Here is a 19,316-nt window from a genome sequence, read left to right as displayed (position 1 = left end):
CCTGCCTAAACTTCAATTCTCAATACGGCCCGGATCGCCTCTGGGGCGCTGTCGCCTGTCCGGTCCATGTACCCGCGCACTTCCTGCAGCTTGGCATCGACCAGAAACCGGTACCAAAACCCCTGCAGCACGTGAAATGCCAACCCTTCGCGCCCGTCCAGAAATCCAAGGCGCAGAACGTAGCGGTAGAGGAAGTACAAAAACGCCCGTAAACCCCCCGGCATTCGGGCGTAGACCTTTTCCTTCAGCCACCGTTTCACACCGGCTTGCCCCTGGCCCAGGCCCGCCACCGTATCAATGGGCACAAACTGGAACTCGTGGTTCAGCATGTCGACGACTTCCCGGCTGGCATATGCGTTATGCTTGTCCGTCCACCAAGAAAGGCTGTTGAGATTGTCATCCAGCAGCTCGCCGGACAGAGCGCCGGTGTTGCCCTCGACCTTGATATGCTCGTCCATCCAACGGTTCTCACATCGTCCCTTGCCATGCCGAAACAGGCGCAGCATCGCGGTCGGAAACAAGCCGCCATGGCGAATGGGCCGCCCCAGAAAACACATGCGGCGACCAACAGTGAAGCCGTCAGTTGTGTCTGGCGCGGAAGATATTGCCGCAGAGATCTGGCCTGCGAGCTTATCCGAGACAATCTCATCCGCATCCAGCCGCAACACCCATTCTGTCTGATCGGCCAGCTGGTCCAGTGCCCAATTGAACTGGGTGGCGTGGTTGCGCCATGGATTGCTCAGGACCTCAGCCTCAAGACCTCGGGCGATCTCTGTCGTACGGTCGTCCGATCCGCTGTCGACCACCACAATCCGCTGCGCAACGTCGCGCACAGAGCCAATGGCGCGGGCGACATGGCGCTCTTCGTTGTATGTCAGGATGACAACGGTGAGGTGCGCCATTTTAATTTTTTCTCCTTATTTTCAATAAATTCATGTCTGCATAGAGCGGTAAAGCTCAAGAAAACGGCGCACCATTCCTGGCGTGGAAAAATCCCGCCGTATCCAATCCCGGCCCTTTATGCCAATCTCGGCTAGGTCTAGACCATCCAGATCTACTATCGCCGCTGCGATAGCATCCTTCGAAGCCTCAACCCATCGCCCGCAGTTCTCTTTTTCCAAACCTTCCCACGGCGCGTTGAAGGTCGTTATGACAGGAGTGCCATGCGCCAATGCTTCGGCAACGACTATTCCAAAGTTTTCGGAATGAGTTGGCAGGACAAACAAATCGCAATCCGTAAATGCGCGTGACTTTTGTGCACCGTTCACATGGCCTTTGAAACTGGTCCGGTGTGCAATTCCAAGCTCGCTCGCTTTTGATTGCAATGTAACAAGATAGTCAGCATCTCCGTCGCCGTAAATGTCCAGAACCACGTGCTCGGGCAGGTCCGCCAATGCCTCAAAAAGCACTTCAAGCCCTTTCTTGGGGTGGATACGACTAAGGAAAGCAAGCCGTAACATCCATTTGGGTCGCCAGTTGCGTTCAGGCAGGTCGGCAGGGACATCAATTGCGTTGGGAATCTGAGCGCTGCTGACATTGCCCAAATTCCGGCGGCTGGTTTCGGCTTCGACTTCGGCTGTCACGTGAAGAACCAAAGAGCGCGGTCGCAGTACTCCGCACAGTTTTTCGAAGAAATCTTTGACCCGTCGTTTTGGCGCCGCCTTCCATTGCGCCGTGGCCTGAAAGCCTCCGCGCGGAGACCAAACCAATGCCTTGCCAAATAGGCGGCATAGTAAGAGCGTCGGCATGACGGGAAAGTTATAAGGCCCTGTTAGATGTACGACATCGGCAGAGCGAATCTCTTTGACGAGTCGCCATAGCAACTCGGCAGATATCGAAGTTCCGGCCAAACTCCGACAATATCGAACGGAACATCCGCTTTCAAATTTCGCTGGGTTCTGATCCAGATGCAGCCGGGCTTTGCTGTTGGGATCGGCCACATCTGTGGTCAAAACCTGCACCGAGATTGCGGGATTAGCAGCGACCCCATCCGTAATGGCGCGCGTCGAAAAAATTGGCCCACCAAAGGCAACTGCCGGGTAGAAGGAAGGCGATACGTGCAGGATTTTCATCAAGGGAGCTTTCGTCAAAGTGTCAATTTCAAGTTAAAAGTTAATACCTATTGCGTATTACTAAGGTGCTCAGGTCGACGCGAGAGCAACGTTTCCGTGCAGCAACAACAGGTGGACTGAAACGGTACAAAACTAATCCAACATTTCTCGTCTCCGAGAGCGACATATCATTTCCGAAATGAGCAAAAAAATGAAAATGGGCGTAATGTAGACGGTGGAGTTTAATAGAGACGCAGCCAGTATTGCCCATTTTAGGGATGGGGTTGTGAGAAATTTCATTAATGAACCCCAAATTAGAACTGATCCAATAAGTCCAAAATTAACAAAGACTCTCAGGAATTCGTTATGAAATACCAAGCCGGTAAATCCGTCAATGGCTCTTGAGTTTTGAACCCAAAACAACACAGACGCATTTACAGGGAAAAAGTTGAATATCCCGGTAAGGTCGGAGCCTACACCGTACCCAAACAAAAACTTATCTAACGTGATTGTCTCAAGAATATAGAAGACGCCAGCATAAGCCAATTGATATCGATCCAGACTTTCAAGGTTCAGCAAGTCGCGGTCTCGATATGTAAGTGTATAATAATAAGGAAGAAATAGTAAGGCGCAAAGGGGAACTGAAAACACAACAACCCTGAGAGGAGAGATTCTGTTTTTTGATTTCAGCCATTTAGCTGCTACACCTGCAAGTAGCGCTGCAAGGCCAGTGCTGCTGCCCAGAAAAAGGATCAATCCAAACAATATTCCCTTGGTAGGGAGCCGGCTTTCGTACAGGAAAGCCAGAGCAAGTACCACTGACATATAAATTGAAATCATGCTCCCAAAGGGGGCTTGTCAATGTAGCGAAATTCGGTTCCAGAGGCGAAAAAATATCCTACATTAACGAGTATTAGTGTCCACGTCAGGTAATTTCTTTTTGCAGGCACATGTGTCTTTCCGAAAAAGAAACACAAAATAAAAGCCAAAAAAGCAGCCCCGCAACTTTGCCTTCTGCAAAAAAGGAAAAGAGGTTTGCTTGCCCACCCCAGGACAGAGCAGTCACGGTCAACGTGTATAATGCGGCAATCAGAAAATACACAGCCTCCCTAGGTACTCTGGATAGCTGCTTCTTTGTCGCGGGAATGCACAAAATTCCAACTACCGATGCAGCACCAACCAGCGCTAGCGAGACAATGGCTGGGGCAAATCCGGTCAGGAAAAACAGGACACTTAGTAAGCCAAAACGCTGCCGCGAACTACGATCAGGACCGATGTTGTATGTTCGGGCGTGATGAGTGACCTTGCTATGTGTCATACCAAGCCATTTTTGACCGCAGCCGAGCCCACTACCGTTCCAGCGCCATGCCAAGTACGCGTGATCCCGTTCAAGAAGTGTGGGTTATGAGTTAGAGTGAACATCTCTACTACGCCCGCCGAACTAAACTGAACGCTGATGAATCGATGCCGAAGCGTTCTGTTACTCTCCACCAGACATAGAGGTTGAGCGCAAGAGTGCCCGCCAGCAAAGCTACACCATTCAGCACCGGTCCGGTGAACCATGCTGACAAGGTTGCTGCCAAAAGCAGGTAAACGGCAATTCCCCACAGACGGGCAAACATGGCGCTGGCTTCCAACCCCGATGTCTGGGCCATGGTCGTCGACGGAGCAAAGAGCAGGCTGGTGACGGCTTGGATGATCAGGATACCCCAGACCGGTAGGAATTTTGTTTGGGCCGGAAAGTTGTAGAAACTTTGAATTGGCAGGATCAGCGCGATGACGACCAGTGTCAGAACCGCACCAGCTCCGTTTGACAGCATCAGCGAGGCGCGCACTGTGTCTTACAGGGCTCCGGCGTCCTTAGCCTGAAACGCGCGCGAGAACTTGCCAACGGTGAGCCAGGTTGCGATCGACAGGGGCAGTGTCACGAAATTGCAGATGCGGCGCACGATATTGTAAAGGCCCAGCTGTTCGGCGCTCATCAGGTACGCTCCGATCAGAATATCGATCTGAGCCCAAGCAATGCCGGTGATCGTGCCGCCCCAATAGTAAGGCGTGAACGAACCGCATCTCCCTTTTCGGCGGATCAGCCCGGCCTTTCGGTTGAGGCTCAGGAATAAAACAGCTTCAAACAGGCATAACAGCGTCAGCAAGGCTGCAGTGCTTCCAAGCATCCAGGTCAGTTTCACCTCGGCCGCGAAAAACAGGACTGCGGTGCTGGTCAGAGCAAAAAACTGAGGAGCGGCGTCCTTCAGAAACATCGAGGTGTTTAGTAGGTTCAGGCCGTGAAACAGGCTGCACATGCAGCTGTTCAGGTTGATCAGAAAGCCTAGCAGTACCAGCAGTATCAGTGCGGTGCTGTCGGTGCCGGGTAAATCGGGAAAGAACGCGATGATGTGGGGTCCGGCGTGCAGGATTACCGGGACAGCAACTGCAGTCAGCGCGAAAGGAAAGACAAAGATAAGCCGGGCCGCAGTGCTGGCGTCATACCCGCCAGACGTGAGAGAGAGTGCCATTTCCTTGAGCAGGTATAGCGGCGCACCAAAAGAGATCAGTGAGGAGAACAAGAGTGCGCCGGACCATAGAAAAACAAATGCGCCATAGGTTGACGGCTCTGCCATCGAGCCGATCGCGAGCATCGCAATGAAATTGCAACCCACAACGCTGCCCCGAACCGCAAACGCAGATATGCTGCCAGAAAGCGTCAATGCCACGATCTGGCTCCTTGGATCCAATTCGCTACCTGTCCTTGATTGCCGCCAAAAAGGCCTCGGGCAATATCTTGGGCAGACACGCCTCTGGGCGAACCGAAAACCTCCAGGAAAGACAATTTGCGAAGGCCTGCGGAGTGGCCGAAATTTTCCTAATCTTGCAACACTGATTGATAGGCGAACACGTTTATTCTCTTGGTCTTCAGCGCTCTCAAAAATTTCTGGATAGTGGTCGGTGTGAAATTGTTCGAACTAGTGTCCACTGTCAGATCGTAGGTGCCTAAGGAACTCGCTCTGGTCGCCAGGGAATGATCGACCGGGAAATCCTTGCGAATGCGGTTTGGTTTCTGAAAGGCGAGGGTCAATTTTTGCTGAAGGGCTTTGAATTTGAGCATTATTTGGCCGGCGCTCAAAGGGAGGAGGCAGCCGCTAATACCACTCGAAATGTCAATGTACCTGCTACCGACGCGCAGTTCCGACAAAACGTCTTTGATGACTTTCAGGTTGCCCAAGCCGGGGCATATATTGCGGATGTCCAGATCTTTCAGAAAAGCCGGCCGCAATACATCTTCTTTGTTGGCAATCAGCCCGGCCGCCGTGCCGACTGTATCCACGACACATGATTTGTTGTCAAAACACAGCGCTGAAGCGCCAGAATACCGCGCACTCGCGCAATGCCCCGTGGAAAAGCAACCGAATCTATCAGCTATTGTGAAGAGCAAAATACGCGATCCGTTTTGAAATTTGCCGGGGTTTGAATGATGTTTCGAGCGATATTCGAAAGAATGCCGGAACGCCAGCCCGCAGTTGGGCCAATGCTGGACCGAGGCGGTGTCAAATTGCTCCATTTGGTGCTGAGCGCGCCGGGGGTGCAGTTATGTATCCCGTTGTCTTTCAGCCCGCTTCGGAACCAGCCAGCATACGTACTGTGTTGAGCTCGGCATTGCCAAGTTGCTTGACAGCGTTTGAAAGAAACCGCGGAAGGCGCGGCCAGGCTGTTAGCTCAAAGGCATGGCCATTCCAACGAGCGTGCGCGTCTGATCGTGTGTGGCGGAAGAAAACGGTAGAGGGGCATAAGCGGCGGCAGAACATGGTGTTGATTTGGTTGGGGTGAGATAGCGAAGGGCGTCCGGAGAATTATTAAAATTACCGATAGCAAGAAATAGTTTTCTGCCCCAGTTTGAAGAGGGTGTCGAAACATACACGGGCCGTGTGGCGCTAAATAAATCATAGAAATCATCACTATTAGAGGAAATGGAGCGCTGGAAATCCGCCAATCGAAAAAATTATTGATTCTATCAAGAATAATAATATACAACGGTAATCAATAAGGATCTGCGGTGATTCCAGTTTGGACGCAAGTGCATTTCTTCGCTCAACCGGGACATGTGCATCGCGAATGGTGCGCCTATTGGCGCCATGCCGCAAACTTGGGCGAGGTTTCAGTTTATGTCGTATGACTTCATCGTTGTCGGGGCGGGTTCCGCAGGCTGTGTTCTGGCCAACCGATTGTCAGAGAACCCGAAAAACAGGGTGTTGCTGCTCGAGGCGGGTGGCAAGGACATCAACCCATGGATTCATATTCCGGTTGGGTATTTCAAAACGTTGCACAACCCCAACACAGACTGGTGCTACAAATCCGAACCTGACGAAGGGCTGAACGGCCGCTCGTTGGATTGGCCGCGGGGCAAGACACTTGGGGGCTCAAGTTCAATCAATGGGCTGCTTTATGTCCGCGGGCAAAAGCAGGATTACGACCATTGGGCCCAATTGGGCAACAAGGGCTGGGGCTGGGACGAGGTTCTGCCGTTGTTCAAGCGGTCAGAGCAGCATGAGGATGGTGAAACCGATCTGCACGGCGCCAGTGGCGGATTGTCGGTGTCGCGCATTCGCGCCAAAAGTGATATTGCCGAGGCGTTTATTGGTGCCGCCGTTGAAATGGGCGTCCCCCGAACCGAAGACTATAATGGTCAGGATCAGGAGGGCGCGGGGTATTTTCATCAGACAGCCCGTGGTGGCTTTAGATGTTCAAGCGCGCGTGCCTTTCTGAATCCGGCAAAATCTCGCGGCAACCTGACCATCATTACCCATGCGCTGACCGAAGGGCTGACCTTTGACGCAGAGGATCCCAAGCGGGTTGATGGCGTCAGCTATAGCATCAAGAGGCGCCCGCAGCACGCTCAGCTCAATCCCGGCGGAGAGGTGGTGTTGAGCGCCGGCGCGATTGGTTCGCCGCAAATTCTAGAGCTTTCGGGGATCGGTCGTGGTGAGGTTTTGACCCGGGCTGGCGTGGATGTGCGCCACGAGTTGCCGGGCGTTGGTGAGGCATTGCAGGATCACCTGCAAATTCGTCTGGTTTACGAAGTCAATGTGCCGACACTGAATGATGCCATTAACCGGCTGATCCCGCGCATTGGCATCGGTATGAACTATATGATCCGCCGGAAAGGGCCGATGAGCCTGGGCGCAAGCCAAGTGGCGGTGTTTGCAAAGTCGATGGAGGGGCTTGAAACCCCCGATATCCAATTCCATTTCCAGCCGCTGAGCGCGGACAAGCCTGGGATCGAGATGCACCCGTTTTCGGGCATCACCTCATCTGTCTGCCAGCTTAGGCCGGAAAGCCGCGGCCATATCCATATCACCAGCCCCAACGCGACTGACTATCCAAAGATCGTGCCCAACTACTTATCTGCCCCTGCGGATGAGCTTTGCGCGATCCGGGCTGTGAAGTTTGCACGGGCGATGACGAAAACCGATGCGTTGAAGCCTTACGTCGTGCGCGAACATGTCCCCAACAACAACCCGCAGACCGACGAAGAGCTGCTGGATACCGCACGTAATATCAGCCAGACGATCTATCACCCCACCAGCACTTGCCGCATGGGCAATGATCCACAGGCCGTAGTCGATGACCGGTTGCGTGTGCATGGGGTGCGCGGGCTTCGGGTGGCGGACGCCTCGATCATGCCCGCGATCGTTAGCGGCAATACCAACGCTCCGGCCATTATGATCGGTGAGAAAGCCAGCGACATGATCCTTGAGGATCACAGGTGATACCGGACCGCCGGGTTTAAGACTGACTTCAAATCTCAACAGGGAACAGTGCCATGAAAAAGACGACTGAAGAAGCCTTTATCAAAGTTCTGCAGATGCATGGGATCGAACATGGATTCGGGATTATCGGGTCTGCCATGATGCCCATCTCGGACCTGTTTCCGGCAGCGGGGATCAAGTTCTGGGATTGCGCGCATGAGGTTAACGCCGGCATGAGCGCCGATGGCTACACCCGCACCACAGGTAAGATGTCCATGGCTATCGCCCAGAATGGTCCCGGTATCACCAGCCTGGTAACGCCAATCATGACCGCCTACTGGAACCATACGCCGCTGTTGCTAGTCACGCCCCAGGCGGCCAATAAAACCATCGGGCAGGGCGGATTCCAGGAAATGCCGCAGATGAACCTGTTCAAGGATGCCGTCTGCTATCAGGAAGAGGTGCGTGATCCAACCCGCATCGCCGAGGTTCTGAACCGGGTCATTCTGAAAGCGTTCCGCGGCTCTGCCCCGGCGCAGATCAACATTCCGCGCGACTACTGGACGCAAGTCATCGACATCGAACTGCCACAGGTGGTACGGATCGAACATCCGCGCGGTGATGCTGACGCGATCAGCGCGGCTGCGGACCTTCTTAGCAACGCCAAACACCCTGTAATCCTGAACGGTGCGGGCGTGATCCTGTCTGGCGGCGTCGATGCCAGCGCACGTTTGGCCGAGCGTCTTTCAGCGCCGGTTTGTTGCAACTATCAGCACAACGACGCTTTCCCCGGCTCGCATCCGCTGTCCTGTGGCCCGCTGGGTTACAATGGCTCCAAGGCTGGGATGGAGATGATTTCGAAAGCGGATGTGGTTTTATGCCTCGGCACACGGCTTAACCCGTTTTCGTCGCTGCCCGCCTATCAGAGCGAATACTGGCCCAACGACGCCAAGATCATTCAGGTCGACATCAATGCAGACCGGATCGGTCTGACCAAGAAGGTTGCAGTGGGCATTCAGGGTGACGCACGCATGGTCGCCGAGCAGATTCTTGACAAATTGGGCGAACACGCGGGCGACGCTGGTCGTAAGGAACGTGAAGACGCGATTGCCGTTGCGAAATCCACCTGGGCGCAGCAACTGGCGTCAATGGATCACGAAGATGACGATCCGGGCATTACCTGGAACGAACGCGCCCGCGCCCGCGACCCCGAGCGGATGAGCCCCCGTATGGCTTGGCGCGCGATACAGGCGGCGATGCCCGAGGATGCGATCATCAGTTCGGATATCGGCAACAACTGCGCCATTGGCAACGCCTATCCGACATTCGAAAAGGGGCGGAAATATTTGGCGCCAGGCCTGTTCGGACCGTGCGGTTATGGTCTGCCCTCGATATTGGGTGCAAAGATCGGCAACCCCGACACGCCGGTCATCGGGTTTGCGGGTGACGGTGCATTCGGCATCTCGATGAACGAAATGACTGCCTGTGGTCGCGACGACTGGCCGCCTATAACTATGGTGATCTTCCGCAACTATCAGTGGGGGGCGGAAAAGCGAAATACGACACTTTGGTTTGACGACAACTTTGTCGGCACCGAACTGAACCTGGACGTGAACTATGCCAAAATCGCGGAAGGTTGCGGACTGAAGGGCGTACAGGTCACTTCGATGGACGATCTGACCGAGGCCCTGCGTACAGCCGTCAAAGAGCAGATGAACGACAACGTGACCACTTTCATCGAGGTCGTTCTGAACCAGGAATTGGGCGAGCCATTCCGCCGCGACGCGATGAAAAAACCCGTCTCTGTGGCTGGCATCAACAAAGATGATCTTATTCCCCAGCAGCCTCGGCTGTGACCACTCACCAGAGCAGGGCGGCCATGTGTCGCCCTGTCCCTGACCGACTGGGATAGACCATGTCTTTGATTGATCAGATCTGCGAAACATCGCGCTCCGCCAGGGACGGGCTTATCCGTATCATGCTCGTCCGTTGCGCGGGCAAAATCCGTGCGGAAACCGGCAGGGCGATTGGCGAGGGGACTGAGATTTACAACCCGCGTGTCTCACTAGAACTGAACGCCTATGCCGAGGATTATTGTGCCCTGCACCAGCTCCAGGTGTTTATGCGGCCGCCGTGCGTGCGGTGATGGAAGCGGGGCTGAGCATGTCAGTCAGCTCTATTACGGGCGTGCCCGGGCATAAGAGATACGGACAAGAATAAACAGAGGTGAGGCATGGACGCGCTGGGGCTTACATTTGAGATGGTCGTCGTATTGTTGCTGTTGGCAGCAACGATCGGGCTTTTTGTTTCGGAAATTGTCCGTGTCGATATAGCGGCTGTGCTGGTCATGGTCACCTTGGGATTGCTGACGGCAGTGCCGGGACTTGAAAACCTGATTGATGTGCGCAGCCTGTTTGACGGCTTCGCCAGTAACGCAGTGATTTCGATCATCGCAGTCATGATTATCGGTGCGGGGCTGGACCGAACGGGCGTGATGTCGACCGTTGCAGCCTGGATCACACGGGTAGGTGGCGGCACCGAGAACCGATTGATCCTGATGATCTCGGGTGCGGTTGGGGTAATATCCAGCTTTATGCAGAATGTCGGTGCGGCGGCTCTGTTTTTGCCGGTGGTCAGTCGCATCTCAACCCGAACCGGGTTTCCGATGTCGCGGCTGCTGATGCCAATGGGGTTCTGTGCCATTCTGGGTGGAACAATGACCATGGTGGGGTCGTCCCCTCTGATCCTGCTCAACGACTTGATCCTGTCGATCAACGACACCCTGCCGGCTGATGCGCAGATCACCACCTTTTCACTGTTTTCCGTAACCCCTATCGGCCTGTGTCTTTTGGCGACCGGCTTGATGTATTTTATCATTTTTGGCCGGTTCGTTCTGCCGAGCACCAAGTCAACAGACGGGCCAGCGGGCAACTCAATGTTGGACTATGTCAACGGCACCTACGGGCTGGATGGGCAGATCCATGAGATACGCATCCCCGAAGGCAGCACGCTTGTCGGTCACAGCATCGATGAGGTTCAGCGCAAGTACCACCTGCAAATCATTGCCACACACTATCAGGGGCGCACTTATCCTGCGCCGCCGCGAGATACTGAATTGGTCGCCCCCGCCACAATCGCCGTGATCGCAGCGGAAGAGGCCGTAACCGCGTTTCTGGATGAATACGGTCTGACTGAAAGTTCGGAGCTGGATGAATTTGTCGAAACGCTGGGAGCTGGAAAGGCAGGTATCGCCGAGGTGGTGATCCCGCCCGGCTCTGGTCTGATTGGTCAAACCGGCAGGGGGCTGTGGTTGAGAAAAGTCTATGGCCTGTCACCTCTGGCGATCTACCGCGGTGGCGAAACATTGTCGCGGGACCAGGAAGATCTTGGCGAGATCCCGTATCAGGCCGGTGATACCCTGGTCTGCCACACTGCTTGGGAAGCACTGGCACGGCTTGAGAAAGACCGCGATTTCGTTGTGGTCACCACCGATTTCCCCCATGAGGATCTGCGCCCGAAAAAGATCGGCTGGGCTTTGTTGTTCTTTGTTATTGCGGTGTCGCTGATCCTGTTTTCCGACCTGCGTCTCTCGCTGTGCCTTCTGGTCGGCGCGATGGGCATGGTCGTCAGCCGTGTTTTGTCTATGGATGAGGCCTATAACGCGGTCAGTTGGACGACGGTTTTTCTGTTAGCCAGTCTCATTCCATTGGGACAGGCGGTGCAATCTTCGGGGACGGCAGCCTGGATCGCTAATCAGGTGCTTGTGGTTCTGGACGGCATGCCGGTCTGGGTCATTCAGGCCAGCGTGGCGGCGCTTGCGACCTTTTTCACGCTGGTGATGTCAAATGTCGGCGCCACGGTCCTGCTGGTGCCATTGGCCGTCAATATCGCGCTGGGCGCCGGTGCTGATCCGGCAATTTTTGCGCTGACTGTGGCGATTGCCACCTCGAATTCGTTCCTTATCCCGACCCATCAGGTCAATGCGCTTTTGATGGGGCCGGGCGGTTACCGTGTCGTTGATTTTGTACGCGCTGGCGGCGTCATGACCATCCTGTTCCTGATCGTTTCGATCGCGGCGCTGAACCTGTTCTTCTGAGGTTCAAGCCAATTGGTCGCTTACAGAGCATGCGTCAACGTACCAATCAGGCTTCCTGAATAGAGGAAATTCTGCAGTGCCACGCTGACAGCGGCCTCTTCCGAGGTTATCGAGCTTTGCATGATGATGTCGCGGGCATTGGGTCGTCCGACTTTTTCAAGTCCGTCAACAAGGCCCTGGTAGTAATCAGCCTGACGCCCCACTTCACCGGCGACGATGACACTTTCGGGATCGAAAAGAGAGAGGATCGCATCAACGCCATAAGACAGCTGCGTGCCGGCATCGCGAAAGTGGGTTCGAACACTCGGGTCACCGGCGTTCGCGGCTTCTATCGCTTTTGCCAAGCGCGTCGCAACGCGTTGCGAAGGCGCAAACTCGGAACCGAGCGCGTTCAGGATGGCTTTCCCCGAGGCGGCAACCTCCATACACCCAGTGCGACCACATGTGCAAAGTTTGTCCGAATGCGATGTCGAATAGTGCGACAGATCCCCAAACCCGTGATCCGAGGTGGTCAGAAATCTACCATCGAAATAGGCGCTGTTGCCCAGGCCAAGAGCTGCATTTATCAGATAGACGCTTTTTAACTCTTGCCCCCCAAGAAGTTCACCGCACAGGATTGCACTAGCGCGATGTTCCACCTGCACTGGCAAATTCAGCGACTGCGAAAGCGTGTCTCGCACGGGGACGTCTTTCCAGCCCAAAGGCTCTGAACTGATGAGGCCGTTACCCGAGCTGCTATCGGGACCTGCTGACATGGCAAAAGAAACCCCGACACCCAAAAGGCGATCACGTTCCATCGCTTCGTCAAAGGCCAACGTCTTGGCCCGGTTTCCCAATTCAGTAAGAAAGGCTAGCGGATCATCTATGGGTATGTCGCTGCAATCCGCTGCCCGCAAAACTTCACCATCAGCGTTTGCCAGGCTTACACTGCGACGGTTGGCGGTCAGCGAAATTCCCAGAAAAAATGCCCCTGTGGGATTGATCGACAGGTTGTATTCCCGTCGGCCCACCCGGCCGGGTACGGCGATGGGGTCTCCTTCTCTGACCAGTTTGGCGTCGATCAGTTCGCGCGTAATTCGGGAAATTGCCGCGCCAGTCAGACCGGTCAGACCTGCGAGGGTACCACGCGTCACCGGCCCGCTGCGGGCAATGAGGCTGACCAGCCATTCCCTGTTATGTCGCCGCAAGGCCGCTGTACCCTTTTCGGGCTGACCGTGTTCTTGGGGCTTGCCATCCTGCACAGCCACTCTCCTACAATTCACTTCTTCAAATGTATTCTAACCGTGTTGCAATTAATTAAAGACGGTAATTAAATATTGACTACACGTAAGCGCAGAGATAATCTGTTTCTTAAGATTGACCTTTGGTGGCAATGACTTGAGGCGGCAAAAGCGTCATTTTCTGCGGGGAACACAGCAAGTTACCCTGCTTGCGGTTCGAATTTATTGCTGCCCAGGTACTTAATACCCGCGAATAGTGCCGGCCTGACCCGGTGCAATTCGCGGCGATATGCCTCCTGCGGATTGGGCTGGGGCGAATTTCGGGACTGAAAGCTGAACGAGGCAAGACAATGGCAACTGAACAACCGAACATTTTGTTTATCCAGGCGGATCAGATGGCCGGACCGGCCATGCCTTTTCAGGGAAACAAAACCGTAAAGGCCCCGCATATGGCGCGTCTGGCCGAAGAGGGTGTTGTTTTCGAGAACTTTTATTGCAATTTGCCCATGTGCGGACCTTCGCGTGCATCGATGCATGCGGGACGATTGCCGTTTAATATTCGCATGTATGACAATGCCAGCGAGTTCCAGTCATCGATTCCCACATTTGCGCATTACCTGCGGTCCCTAGGATATCACGTTGAAATGAGTGGTAAGATGCACTTTGTTGGCGCCGATCAGTTTCATGGCTACGAAAAGCGGCACACGACCGAGATCTATCCTGCAAACTTTGCCTGGACAGTCGACTGGACAAAAGGGCGCGAATATCGCCCGACTAACCTGACCATGGCACCGATCCTTGAAAGCGGCCCTGCGATCCGGACCATGCAGATGGATTACGATGACGAGGTCGCTTACAACGGCGTGCAGGCGATTTACGATTTGGCACGCAAGGGTGACGGTAAGCCTTGGTATCTGACCGTTTCCTTTACGGAACCGCATTCTCCTTACGTCATCTCTCAGGATTATTGGGACCGTTACGACCACGATGAGATCGAATATCCGGCGGTCGATGAGATTCCGTTGGATGGGAAAGATCACCTAAGCCGGAACCTTCATTATTGTCAGGGCCGCCACGAATTCACGGTAACCCCGGAAAACCGCAGGATCGCGCGGCATGGCTATTACGGCATGATTTCATATGTCGACGACAAGGTGGCTCAGCTGCGCGAGACGATTGAGAAATGTGGGCTGGCCGACAACACGATTATCATCTTGACCGCTGATCACGGCGACATGATGGGTGAGCGTGGCATGTGGTACAAACAGCATTTCTTTGAGTGGGCGGCAAAGATACCGTTCGTTGTCCATGCGCCCAACCGTTTCAAGCCGGGGCGTGTAAAGCAGAATGCTTCGCTGATCGATCTGATGCCCACGTTGCTGGATCTGGCTGCAGGAAAACCGTTCGATGATTATGCGGGTGGCGGTATTGACGGTGAATCGCTGGTGCCCGCGCTGAACGGCGATACCTCCGGGATGGATGACATCTGTATCTCTGAATTCGCTGCCGATGGGTCGACTGGTGTCAGTCGTATGGTGAAGAAAGGGCCGCTGAAATACATGTATCTCGAAGGCGTGGATGAGCTGCTTTATGATATCGATGCCGACCCCAATGAGTTGAACAATCTGATCGACGATCCTGCCCATGCCGAAGCCTTGGCCGAGCTGCGTGAAATCGCAATGCACAATTGGGACCCAGAGGCACTGTCCAAGGAAATCGCACTGGATCAGCAGCGCCGCCTGATGATTCATCGCGCCACCGGTGGCAGTCCGACCTGGGTCAACATCGTTCGGGCCGACGATGACAACCGTTATATCCGAAACGCGGGTGCCGCTGATACCAAAGCAAAGGCGCGGCTTCCTTATGTTCCTCCGGCAAAGCCTGATCTGGTCTGATCCTAGCTGGGCTTTGTGTCTGCGGCCCGTTTGCGCGGGCCGCTTTTTTGTCTTCAGGCAGCAGCGGCAAGCCAGATCCAGAATGGTAGCGTTGCGATTGCCGCCACTGTCTGCCACAGCAGGGCTGCGGAATAGGTCCGGATGTCCCCGCCAAACTGCAGCGCCAGCACAAGGCCGTTGGGTGCGGTTGGCAGGGCGGCAAAGATCACGGCAATTAACAAGTGCAGTGGTCCCAATGCCACCATCCACCCCAATGCCAGAACCAACATCGGCAGTGCGAGCAGCTTGGCTATATTTGCGGCCACAACAAAGCGCATTTGCCCTTGTATTCGTAGCCCGTCCAGTGATGCCCCGATCCCCACTAGCATTGCTGGGGGTCCGATCTGGGCGATGATGGTTAGTAGCTCGGCCGGGGCTGCCGGAAGGTCAACGCCGAATAAAAGACACCCGAGCCCCGCGGTGCAGGCGATGACCAGCGGGTTGAACGCGGTCATGCGCGCGAAGGTCAGGACCGAGGAATGTGGCGGCCGATGGCAGATCATAATAATCAGAACATTAGCGAAATTGATCAGAGGTACGGTTGCGATAATGATCGTTCCCACGGCCGCATCCGCTGATGCTCCGACCAGAGTGGTAGTGAGCAACACCCCAGCAGGTACGTTCAGTCGGGTGGCAGTCTGCACCATGCTGCTATAGGCATCGGTATGTTGGCGCAGAGCGGAAATGCGCAAATAAGACAGGGCAAGCGCCGTGAACAGGATCAGATAGGCAGCAAATAGAACCAAGCCCAGCTTGAGCGATAAGGCGGCCAGCGCTCCAGCCCCGACAAGCAGGGCGAAGATGGTCAGCGGCAACAGCACCAGATAACTTATCTGATTCAGCCAGCGCCAGAAAACCTGTGATCGTGGGATGGCCCGACGCAGCAGGTAGCCGACGATCAGGTAGCCCCACAACGGCAAAATTGCCTGAATGATTGTGGTCGTCATTCGGCGCATCCCCGAGCGAAAACTCTACGAGAAAAAAGGCCCCCCGGCTTAACCGAGAGGCCCATTTTGTCTTCATCGGTTACCGGGTGCCGTTAGCGCACAACCATTCCCAACTTATCCGCCACTTCGCGGAATTTGTTATACTGGGCTTCGACAAAGATCTTGGTGTCCTCTGGTGACATGACCTGCGGGATTGAGCCCAGCTTTTCTGTGGATGCGATCCAGCTTTCATCGGTGGACAGGTTTTCCAGAACTGCGACCCACTTGTCCGCAGCTTCCTGCGGCATGTCTTTCGGGCCCCAGACGCCGGACCAGCCTACCACCGCTTCAAGCGCCGGGTGACCGGCTTCCGCGGCGGTCGGCGTGTCGGGCAGAGATGGTACGCGTTCGGTCGTGCTGGTCAGCAGGGGGCGAAGCTGACCACTTTCGATCGGACCGATCAGACCTGAGAGGTTGTGGAAGATGAAGTCGGCATTTCCGCTGACAACACCTGTGGTTGCTGCGCCGCCCCCTTTGAAGGGCACGTGGATCAACGCCTCGGGATCGACGCCCAGATCATCCAACAGGATCAAAACAGCCATGTGCAGCAATGTTCCGACACCAGCGGAGGAATAGGTCAGACGTTCACCGCTTTGGATCGCGTTGGCCAGATCTTCGAAGGACTGGTATTCGGAATCCGCGCCAACTGCGATCACAAAGGGGTTGGTCTCCACCAGCCCCAAAAAGGTGAACTCGTCCCACGTGTAGGGAATGGTGGTGTTCATGGCGGGCACCGTAGCCTGCGAGCCAACGCGTGACATCAGCAGAGTGTGCCCATCAGGGTTCCCCTTGGCCACCATGGTTGAGCCGGTGACGCCACCGGCACCGGCCTGGTTAACCACAAGCACATTGCCGCCAAGGTATTCCGGGGCCTCGGCGCCGATGATGCGGGCCGCCAGATCAGCTGCGCCGCCTGGGCCGTATGGAACAACCAGCGTGACGGGTTTGGATGGATACTCCGCCATCGCCGCAGATGCGGTAAGCGCCACAGCGAATCCGGCGGCTGCAGCTATTTTATTTAAAAAAACCATAAGGTTACCTCCCTTAACTAGGTTTGTTTGGACGTGTTTTTTTTATTGCCCTTATCAAAACCATATGTTATTTACTTACCGTTGGCAACTATTTAGTGAAACGCATCATACCGTCGGAGGGTTTGGGTGAGGTGCGATTCCGGACGTCAACGCGGAGGCGAAAGTCAAAGGTGGTGTGTCTTTGCGGACTTTGCAGATGACGGCCATCCAGGGAGGAAACGAAATGCAATTCACCAAAAGCAGAGACCTTTTGGCCGGGGTCATTTTTTGCGCGGTGGGGCTTGCGGCGATATTCTTGTTTATTCCAAAAGGCGTTGCGGTGCCGGGAAGCGTGAAGATATCGGCGTTGTCTCCGGATTTCTGGCCAAGAATAATCGCCTGGGGGGCAGTGCTCGCATCAGTGGCCCTAATATTGGAAAGCATTTTTCTGCAACAGCCCCCGGCTGATGATGAGGAAGATGCCGAGGCGGCAGCGCAATACAAGTTGGCCACACTCCCGGCGGTGTTGCGCACACTTGTTTTGATCGTCGTCCTGTTCGGCTTTTATTTCAGCCTGACGACCCTTGGCATGGTGGTGACATCGGTGTTTCTGATTGCCGCGATGATGCTGTTTTTTGGCGAACGCAAATACGTAATGATCGCCTGTCTGAGCATCGGGGTGCCGGTGTTGCTGTATCTGTTCTTTCGCTATGTCGCCAACGTTCCAATTCCGCTTGGCATGTTTGGGTGAAAAGGAGTCGTAACCTATGGATATCATTCTCGAAGCCTTTTCGATTTTCTTCAGCCTTCAAAACATTCTTGTCGTAGGCATCGGTGTTGCGATTGGGACAGTGATCGGGGCAATCCCCGGCATGACCACGCCGATGGGCGTGGCGCTGGCGCTGCCATTTACGTTCAGCATGCCTCCGGTGGCGGGCATCTTGCTGTTGCTGGGTGTTTACAAAGGCGGCCTTTATGGTGGCTCTCTGACCGCGATCCTGATCAAGACGCCGGGGACGCCGGCGGCATCCTGTACCGTTTTGGATGGCTATCCGCTGACACAGAAAGGGCAAGCACGTAAGGCACTGGACATTGCCCTGTATTCGTCCTGTGTGGCGGATCTGATCTCGAACATTGCGCTGATCCTGTTTGCTGGCGTTCTGGCCAGCTTCGCGCTGCGGTTTGGTCCGCCAGAATTCTTCACGCTGATTGTCTTCTCGCTGACCATCATCGCCGGTGTATCCGGTCCCAGCCTGTCAAAAGGCATCGTATCCGCGTCGCTTGGCCTGATCTTGGCGACAGTCGGTCTGGATCTGATCTATGGCACGGAACGCTTTGTCTTTGGCGACTATCGCCTAATGAGCGGCCTAAGCTTTATACCGGTTCTGATCGGGCTCTTTGCCTTGCCCGAAATCATTGACCGTGCGACGCGACGTGCCCGACCGCCCGGAGCGTCTAAGCAGGAATTGGGCACAGGCGCGACTTTTGCCGAGTTCAAGCGCGTGCTGAAGTCCGTTGTGCGCGGCAGTATCTTTGGCGTTATCCTGGGTGCAATTCCCGGGATCGGGGGTGCGCCAGCAGCGTTTCTGTCCTATTCCGAGGCGCGCCGGAACTCGAAGAACCCGGAAAACTTCGGTAAGGGTGAAATCGAGGGCATTGCCGCCGCTGAGGCGGGCAACAACGGGGTTGCCGGTGCAACCATGATCCCGTTGCTTGCTCTGGGTGTCCCGGGCGATGTGATTACGGCGGTTATTCTGGGTGCTTTCATGATCCACGGCTTGCGCCCTGGTCCGCTGATGTTCGACCAGAACCTGCCAATGATCTACGCCTTGTTCATGGGCATCCTGCTCAGCTCGGCCTATTTGTTTGTGGTCGGCAAAGTCGCGATCAAGTTCTTCAGCCGGGTCGCAACGGTGCCGAACAGAATCCTGTACCCCATCGTTTTCGTACTGTGCGTCTACGGTGCCTATGCGGTGAACAACACACTGTTTGATGTCTTCATCATGCTGTCGATGGGGCTGGTCGGTTATTTGATGCTTAAGCTGGATGTTCCAGTGGCACCTTTCCTTATCGCCTTTGTGCTGGGGCCGTTGCTTGAAGACAACTTCCGACAATCGCTTTTGATCTCTGATGGTGATCCGACGATCTTCTTCCGCAATGCGATCTGTATTGTCTTCTGGGGTCTGACTGCACTGTCGGTATTTGTCCTGATCCGCAGTCGGATCGAGGCGGCACGCACTGGCAAGGCGTCAGTCTTGACCACGGGCGGCTGAGC

At 55.0% G+C, this 19,316-nt stretch carries 17 protein-coding genes; 7 read left to right on the top strand and 10 right to left on the bottom strand.

Annotation, left to right across the window (positions count from 1 at the left end):
• Positions 1-5: 5 nt before the first annotated feature.
• From AC2FFP_RS17755 to AC2FFP_RS17725, 7 genes are all read right to left on the bottom strand, one after another.
• On the bottom strand, positions 6-902 hold the full coding sequence (locus AC2FFP_RS17755) for a glycosyltransferase family 2 protein (RefSeq protein ID WP_496769181.1): 897 nt from the start codon (positions 900-902) through the stop codon (positions 6-8).
• 30 nt (positions 903-932) lie between these two features.
• Positions 933-2,072 carry a glycosyltransferase gene (locus AC2FFP_RS17750; protein WP_496881302.1) on the bottom strand — a complete coding sequence of 380 codons (1,140 nt, stop codon included), beginning with the start codon at positions 2,070-2,072 and terminating at the stop codon, positions 933-935.
• 132 nt (positions 2,073-2,204) lie between these two features.
• Positions 2,205-2,891, bottom strand: coding sequence for a hypothetical protein (locus AC2FFP_RS17745; RefSeq protein ID WP_496769185.1), 687 nt, complete (start codon positions 2,889-2,891; stop codon positions 2,205-2,207).
• An 85-nt stretch (positions 2,892-2,976) separates the two neighbouring features.
• The gene (locus tag AC2FFP_RS17740; protein ID WP_496881301.1) at positions 2,977-3,423 is read right to left on the bottom strand and encodes a hypothetical protein; all 447 of its coding nucleotides are present in this window, start codon (positions 3,421-3,423) and stop codon (positions 2,977-2,979) included.
• A 55-nt stretch (positions 3,424-3,478) separates the two neighbouring features.
• Complete coding sequence (locus AC2FFP_RS17735; protein ID WP_496881300.1) at positions 3,479-3,886, bottom strand: hypothetical protein; 408 nt, start codon at positions 3,884-3,886, stop codon at positions 3,479-3,481.
• A gap of 6 nt (positions 3,887-3,892) precedes the next feature.
• A complete protein-coding gene (locus tag AC2FFP_RS17730; RefSeq protein WP_496881299.1) occupies positions 3,893-4,765 on the bottom strand; it encodes a hypothetical protein in 873 nt (290 codons plus the stop codon).
• A 149-nt stretch (positions 4,766-4,914) separates the two neighbouring features.
• Positions 4,915-5,610 (bottom strand): UDP-glucose 6-dehydrogenase family protein, encoded by a 696-nt coding sequence (locus AC2FFP_RS17725; protein WP_496769191.1) that lies wholly within the window; start codon positions 5,608-5,610, stop codon positions 4,915-4,917.
• A gap of 601 nt (positions 5,611-6,211) precedes the next feature.
• On the opposite strand from AC2FFP_RS17725, the gene AC2FFP_RS17720 reads away from it, so the two are divergent.
• The 4 genes from AC2FFP_RS17720 to AC2FFP_RS17705 all read left to right on the top strand — a co-directional run bounded on the left by AC2FFP_RS17720 (position 6,212) and on the right by AC2FFP_RS17705 (position 11,891).
• Complete coding sequence (locus tag AC2FFP_RS17720; RefSeq protein ID WP_496769193.1) at positions 6,212-7,816, top strand: GMC family oxidoreductase; 1,605 nt, start codon at positions 6,212-6,214, stop codon at positions 7,814-7,816.
• A gap of 53 nt (positions 7,817-7,869) precedes the next feature.
• On the top strand, positions 7,870-9,651 hold the full coding sequence (gene xsc, locus AC2FFP_RS17715) for a sulfoacetaldehyde acetyltransferase (protein ID WP_496881298.1): 1,782 nt from the start codon (positions 7,870-7,872) through the stop codon (positions 9,649-9,651).
• A 59-nt stretch (positions 9,652-9,710) separates the two neighbouring features.
• Positions 9,711-9,941, top strand: coding sequence for a hypothetical protein (locus AC2FFP_RS17710; protein WP_496769197.1), 231 nt, complete (start codon positions 9,711-9,713; stop codon positions 9,939-9,941).
• An 87-nt stretch (positions 9,942-10,028) separates the two neighbouring features.
• A complete protein-coding gene (locus AC2FFP_RS17705; protein WP_496845124.1) occupies positions 10,029-11,891 on the top strand; it encodes an SLC13 family permease in 1,863 nt (620 codons plus the stop codon).
• A 20-nt stretch (positions 11,892-11,911) separates the two neighbouring features.
• On the opposite strand, the gene AC2FFP_RS17700 is transcribed toward AC2FFP_RS17705, so the two are convergent.
• Positions 11,912-13,132: an ROK family protein gene (locus AC2FFP_RS17700; RefSeq protein WP_496845123.1), complete on the bottom strand. Its 1,221-nt coding sequence runs from the start codon at positions 13,130-13,132 to the stop codon at positions 11,912-11,914.
• Positions 13,133-13,461: 329 nt separating this feature from the next.
• On the opposite strand from AC2FFP_RS17700, the gene betC reads away from it, so the two are divergent.
• A complete protein-coding gene (gene betC, locus AC2FFP_RS17695; RefSeq protein WP_496845122.1) occupies positions 13,462-15,006 on the top strand; it encodes a choline-sulfatase in 1,545 nt (514 codons plus the stop codon).
• Positions 15,007-15,059: 53 nt separating this feature from the next.
• Here the strand turns inward: betC and AC2FFP_RS17690 are convergent, their stop codons facing one another.
• Both AC2FFP_RS17690 and AC2FFP_RS17685 read right to left on the bottom strand, forming a co-directional pair.
• Entirely contained in the window at positions 15,060-15,992 is a 933-nt protein-coding gene (locus AC2FFP_RS17690; protein WP_496881297.1) for an AEC family transporter, read from the bottom strand.
• A 92-nt stretch (positions 15,993-16,084) separates the two neighbouring features.
• Positions 16,085-17,062, bottom strand: a complete 978-nt coding sequence (locus AC2FFP_RS17685; protein WP_496769208.1) for a Bug family tripartite tricarboxylate transporter substrate binding protein — start codon at positions 17,060-17,062, stop codon at positions 16,085-16,087.
• Positions 17,063-17,285: 223 nt separating this feature from the next.
• Between AC2FFP_RS17685 and AC2FFP_RS17680 the strand changes: the two genes are divergently transcribed.
• Positions 17,286-17,792 (top strand): tripartite tricarboxylate transporter TctB family protein, encoded by a 507-nt coding sequence (locus AC2FFP_RS17680; RefSeq protein ID WP_496769211.1) that lies wholly within the window; start codon positions 17,286-17,288, stop codon positions 17,790-17,792.
• 16 nt (positions 17,793-17,808) lie between these two features.
• Complete coding sequence (locus AC2FFP_RS17675; RefSeq protein WP_496723089.1) at positions 17,809-19,314, top strand: tripartite tricarboxylate transporter permease; 1,506 nt, start codon at positions 17,809-17,811, stop codon at positions 19,312-19,314.
• Positions 19,315-19,316 lie beyond the last annotated feature (2 nt).

It is taken from the genome of Ruegeria sp. YTSC004, assembly GCF_059609805.1.
Note: the sequence above shows the minus strand (reverse complement) of the source record. Positions and strands in the feature narration are given on the sequence as shown.